This is a genomic window from Lamprobacter sp., from assembly GCF_034860625.1.
Classification (GTDB): Bacteria; Pseudomonadota; Gammaproteobacteria; order Chromatiales; family Chromatiaceae; genus Lamprobacter.
This window is the reverse complement of sequence record NZ_JAYESN010000216.1, coordinates 1-5,311: the sequence shown is the minus strand read 5'-3', so window position 1 is coordinate 5,311 and position 5,311 is coordinate 1. Positions and strand designations below refer to the sequence as shown.

General features: G+C 60.8%; 5 protein-coding genes. All 5 read right to left on the bottom strand.

Features of this window, described 5'->3' with window-relative positions:
• Positions 1-101 precede the first annotated feature (101 nt).
• Positions 102-947, bottom strand: a complete 846-nt coding sequence (eutC, locus tag VBE63_RS24355) for an ethanolamine ammonia-lyase subunit EutC (protein ID WP_323685607.1) — start codon at positions 945-947, stop codon at positions 102-104.
• Positions 944-2,347 carry an ethanolamine ammonia-lyase subunit EutB gene (locus VBE63_RS24350; protein WP_323685606.1) on the bottom strand — a complete coding sequence of 468 codons (1,404 nt, stop codon included), beginning with the start codon at positions 2,345-2,347 and terminating at the stop codon, positions 944-946. The genes eutC and VBE63_RS24350 overlap by 4 nt, the downstream gene beginning before the upstream one ends.
• 128 nt (positions 2,348-2,475) lie before the next feature.
• Positions 2,476-2,652 carry a hypothetical protein gene (locus VBE63_RS24345; RefSeq protein ID WP_323685605.1) on the bottom strand — a complete coding sequence of 59 codons (177 nt, stop codon included), beginning with the start codon at positions 2,650-2,652 and terminating at the stop codon, positions 2,476-2,478.
• Positions 2,653-2,734: 82 nt separating this feature from the next.
• Positions 2,735-4,066 (bottom strand): hypothetical protein, encoded by a 1,332-nt coding sequence (locus VBE63_RS24340; protein ID WP_323685604.1) that lies wholly within the window; start codon positions 4,064-4,066, stop codon positions 2,735-2,737.
• 331 nt (positions 4,067-4,397) lie between these two features.
• Positions 4,398-5,099: an XRE family transcriptional regulator gene (locus tag VBE63_RS24335; RefSeq protein ID WP_323685603.1), complete on the bottom strand. Its 702-nt coding sequence runs from the start codon at positions 5,097-5,099 to the stop codon at positions 4,398-4,400.
• Positions 5,100-5,311 lie beyond the last annotated feature (212 nt).

The following is a 5,311-nucleotide window of genomic DNA, read 5'->3' as shown; positions in this document are numbered from 1 at the left end:
GAGCTGCCAATTCCCCGCCTAAAGATGGCCGCTAGCGAACAGAGAACAATGATGGAAAGCCGGCGGCGAGACGAGATCGTCGTCGCCTCCACCTCCACCTCTCAGGATAACGCCCGAGTGTTGATCAGGGTTCTATCATCCTTGAGTCCGACACCGCTGAGTCCCTGGAGAAAAGCGCCCGCGATGAGCCCTGTGAGCAGTTGGGCGGCCTCGGCGTAGGCGAGACCGCCGGCACGAATATTGGAGATGCAGTTGCGCTCGGCATCGGTTCGGCCAGGCCGCGGCTGGTAGGTGAGATAGATGCCCATACTGTCGGCGGCGCTCAGGCCGGGCCGCTCGCCGATCAAGATCACCGAAAGGCGCGCGCGCAAGGCTGCGCCAATCTCATCCGCCAAGGCGACCCGTGCCTGACTGGCCACCACCATCGTGGCCAGACACCAGCCTTGGGAGTTGGCTAGCGGCAGCCAGGCGTCAAGAAACGGCACAGCGTTGTCATGGATCGCACGCGCGGACAGACCGTCAGCAAAGATCACCGCCACGTCAGGCGCAAAAGTGCGACTGGATGCAAGGTCTGGGTCTGCCGCATCCGTTGCAGACTTTGGCGACGCCTGCGACTGCCTGTGGGTCTGAAGCGCAGCACGACCCGCGGAGCTCAGTCGCCGCCCCAAATCAGGACGCTGAAGATAGCAGGCCCTGTCCAGAGCGGCACTCTGCAGCGCGATGCAGTCAAGACCGCGCACGCGAAGCGCCTGCTCGATGGCAGGAACATCGAAAGGCAGATGCACCGCATCGCGGGCGCGTGCGTGGTCCCGATCGAACGCCAACAGATCAAGGGTACTGAGACTGCTGCCGCTGCGTGCTAAGCCGATGCGTGCCGCAGTGAGATCAGCCAGCGTGCGCAGATCATCTGGACAGCCGAGTCTCGGCAATGTCGCTAATCGCGTCATGGATGCTCGTCTCCGGCCTGGTGTGCGAGTGCCTGCAGCAGCGGGGCGGGAAGCCCCGGTGGGGCCAGACGCCCATGCGAATCGGTGATGCCGATGCGGGCGAGCCAGGCCTCGAACTCGGGCGCAGGATGCCGATTCAACACCTGGCGCAGATAGTTGGCGTCGTGAAACGACGTGCTCTGGTAATTCAGCATGATGTCGTCGGCACCAGGCACTCCCATGATGAAATTGACCCCCGCGACGCCGAGCAGGGTGAGCAGATTGTCCATGTCATTCTGATCGGCCTCGGCGTGGTTGGTGTAGCAGATGTCGCAGCCCATGGGCACACCCAGGAGCTTGCCGCAACAGTGATCTTCGAGTCCGGCACGAATGATCTGCTTGCCGTCGTAGAGGTACTCGGGGCCGATGAAGCCGACCACCGTATTGACCAGCAATGGCTCGAACCGTCGCGCGACACCATAGGCACGCGCTTCCAGGGTTTGCTGATCGATGTTGTGATGCGCATTGGCTGACAGGGCACTGCCCTGCCCGGTCTCGAAGTACATCAGGTTGTCACCGATGCTGCCGCGGCCAAGCGCCCGGCCCGCGTCGAGCGCCTCCTGCAACAGAGCGAGATTGATGCCAAAGCTGTCGTTTGCACCCTCGGTGCCGGCAATCGACTGAAACACCAGATCAACCTGCGCACCCCGCTCAATGGCCAGCAAGGTATTGGTGAGATGCGCCAGCACGCAGGACTGCACCGGCATCTCGAAGCGCAGCCTGAGCTCGTCGAGCAACTGCAGTAGATGGATCGCCGTCTGTACATTGTCTGTGGCCGGGTTGATGCCGATCACCGCATCGCCCGAGCCGTTCAGCAGCCCATCCAGGATGGACGCGGCGATACCAGTCACATCGTCGGTTGGATGGTTGGGCTGCAACCGAGTCGACAACCGGCCCGGCAGCCCGATACTGGTGCGAAAGCGCGTCACCACCGAGGTCTTGGACGCGACTAGGATCAGATCCTGATTGCGCATCAGTTTTGATACAGCAGCGACCATCTCCGGTGTCAAACCTGGCGCCAGCGCCGACAGGCAAGCCGTATCGGTCTCGTAGGCCAGCAGCCAGTCACGGAACTCGCCGACCGTCATGGATGCCACCGGCTGGAATGCGACGGCATCCTGGGTATCCAGGATCAGGCGCGTGACCGCGTCGGACTCGTAGGGGATGATCGCCTCGTTCAGAAAGGTGCTCAGTGGGAGATCAGCGAGTGCGTAACGTGCGGCAATGCGCTCTTCTTCGCTGCGGGCTGCAACCCCAGCCAGGCCATCACCGGACTTGAGTGGGCTCGCCTTGGCCAGTAGATCGCCCAGTCCCTCGAAACGATAGCTCGTGGCACCAAGGCGTGCGCGATAGGTCGCCATGCCGCGACTCCAGTAGCTTGTTGCAAAGGACGCTGCCGGTCAGGCGACATCAGCGGTCGCCGCGGAACTGAGCGCCTCGAGGAGGCCGCGGCCTCCGAGAGGCCGGCCGCAGCAAAGCGGTAGCCTTTTTAGCCGCCGTTCTTGACCTTCTGGAAGCTGTGCTTCTCATGCACCATCATGGCCGCGATCACACCAACCGTTACTAGGACCGAGAGCAGGAACAGCAGGACCAACATGGCCGGACTATCCGCAAAGGTGAAGTAGGCGCTCGCCCCTTCCCAACTGGTGATCGGACTCGAATTCATGACGTGATCTCCTGATGATTAACCTTGAGCGGGCGCTTCATTTGCCGGTTGGCAAGACGCCCTGCACATCAGATGAAGGGCATCAGCCCTGAATCGGCGGCATCGCCGCACCGTGCGGGATCGCTGGCGGACCGGAGGATTCTGGATAGGCGCGGGATGGGATCTCGGTGATATCAAGCCCAGCCTCTTCTGCTTCCGCCGGCACCCGCAAGAGACCGATCGACTTCAACAGCAACGACACCAGATAGCCTGGGATAAAGCCGAGCGCTGCCATCACTAACGCCCCCACGAGCTGTCCGCCTAGACTGATCGCGGGACCATCAACATTCGGGTAGCCGCTCGCGAAGAGTCCCACCGAGAGCACACCGATAAGACCACCAACGCCGTGCACACTAAAGGCGCCGACCGCATCGTCGAGACGGAACTTCTGCAGCAGCTTGTCCGCATAAGCGATCACGACGCCGCCGATAAAGCCGATCAGGAAGGCCAGCGGCGGGTAATAGAGGTCGATCCCGGAGGCTGCAGCGATAATGCCCGCCAGACCACCCGACATCATCCAGAACGGATCACGGGTAATCAGATAAGCACCGATGATGCCGCCTGCAAAGCCCATCAAGATATTGAATGCAAACGACGATAGCGTGGCCGGCGTGTTGTAGATCGTCACCCATTGATCGCCGGTGGTGTAGATGATGCAGCCGCCGATGAAGCCGAAGAAGCCGACAATGATCAGCATCAAGCCGATCAGCGACATCGGCGTGCTATGTCCAACAATGGGCAGTGTGGTCCCGTCTGGCGCAAAGCGGCCGATGCGCGGGCCAAGATTGATCAACACGCCGAGGGTGAAGAAGCCGGCCACCATATGCACAACGCCTGCGGCGCCGGTATCGTGGTAGCCAAGCTTCAGCGTCAACCAACCCTCGGGATGCCAACCCCAGGCAGCGCCCAGTATCCACACCGCCGAGCCCAGCAACACCGCCAAGATCAGAAAAGCCGACAGCCGGATGCGCTCGATCACCGCGCCCGACATAATCGAAGCTGTCGTCGCCGCAAACAGCGTGAAGGCGGCCCAGAAGACGCCGGTCGCGTTATCCGTCAGGTTCGGACCCATCGACTCGCCCCAAGGGATTCCCCCGGCTGCGTCATCCAAGCGGAGGCTGAATCCATCCGGGAAGCCGAGATAGATGAACCAGCCAAAAAAGAAGAAGGTCGGGATCACGAAGGCGAAGGCGAGGATATTTTTCACGCCCGACGCGAGCGTGTTCTTCAGACGCGAGGCGCCCATCTCGTAGGCGAGGAAGCCGACATGGATCAAGACCATCACGGCGGTGCACCACCAGTAGTAGACCTCCATGTTGACCGTCCCTGACATCTCGATCATCGATTTCAGCTGTTCAAGCTCTTCTGCACTCATCAGCATGCGCCCTCGGTTCGGTTTAGACAGCGGAGGTGAAACAACCGATCGCTCGGCCAGCGATCAGATCGCGACCGGAAGCTGCGAGAAGATCCTACATCTAGGATCCCCAGCATCTTCGACCAGCGATTCACTGCAAGGCAGATTTTTTTCTTTCAAAGAACATGCCAGAAACTGATTCACCAACCGAAATCAGGTGTCAGTGGTGTGCCTGCAGCTTGAGCCCAGATCGGTGCAGGCAAGTCAAAGTCGCCGGTATCCCTGATGAAGAGCCAGCAAACATTGTGCTCGGTGTCGACAGGCGCCAGGTCAGCGCCGATCGCAATCCGCTTCAGGATTCATCCGCATAGGTAATCACCGACAGCATCCGAATCGGCACCTCGATCAGGCGCTCCGGGCCATGGGGGATCTGGCCATCGAAGGTAAGGCTGTCACCGGGACCCATGCCGAAGACCTGGTTGCCGTGCCGGTATTCGATGAGCCCCTCGAGGAGATGAATAAACTCGGTGCCTGGATGGGAGAAGCTCGGGAAGACCTCACTCGCATCATCCATGGTCACCAGGAAAGGCTCGAACAACTTACGCGGCCCTTGCTTGTAACTGAGCAGGTGGTAGGTGTGGCCCTTGTCGGTACCGCGCCGCACCACCTCCAGCCCCTCACCGCTGCGGATGAGTTGAGCATGGCCATCGGCCCGATCAAAATCCGCGAACAGCTTTGATAGCGGCATGCCGAGGGTATCGCAGAGCCGGCTCAGGGTATCGAGACTGGTGGAGACCTGGGCATTCTCGATCTTACTCACCATGCCCTGGCTAATCCCCGAGATCCGCGACACGTCGGCGATCTTGAGTCCCTGACTGACGCGTTCGCGCTTGACCTGCAACGCAATGTGCTGTTCGAGCCGCAGCCTTGGCGCTGACTTGGCTCCTGACCCAGTCAGCACGAGCGTCTCGCTGATCGACGGCTCGCCGACCGGACCCTCATGAACAGGGCCGCCCTCCGGTTGGCGGCGCTTCCGACCTCTGGTGTCACTCAACGCCTCGTTCCTCTTGCCGCCGTTCCGGCCCATCGCCCAAAATCAGTGCAGGAAAATAATTTTCGCACCAGTAAAGATCACCCACCGAGTCAGCCACTCAGCAGTAGGGGCTGGACCGCAGAGGCACGAGCCCGACCGAACTCATCGATGAACCCCACGGGGGACGTCCAGATGATTGCCAAAAACAGCATGAGCAACACATCGCTGCAGCA